A 255-nucleotide genomic window follows, 5' to 3' on the forward strand; every position below is an offset into this window, starting at 1 on the left:
TATCACTGTATAAGTCTACTATTTCAGCTTTAGGAAAACGCATTGGGTCGGTCAGTGAAGTGAGGATGCTCACCTCTTTTCCCTTAATCGTTTTTGTGACCAATCTCACTTCAATACCATCGGGTAAATCAGCAAACTTCTTTCTCGCTTGTGCTGTTGTTTTTAGTTTGATGAGTTTGTCTTGACGACCCAAAGAGCGAACGACTTCATACTGAGTTCCTTTTCTCATAGGTTGGAGCCAATGACGATTTTTTC

At 40.8% G+C, this 255-nt stretch carries 1 pseudogene; it reads right to left on the reverse strand.

Annotated elements, in window-relative coordinates:
- Positions 1-255, reverse strand: a pseudogene (locus tag ACSLUH_RS19655) (IS4 family transposase); the annotation flags it as partial.

Source organism: Thalassotalea ganghwensis, from assembly GCF_053485795.1.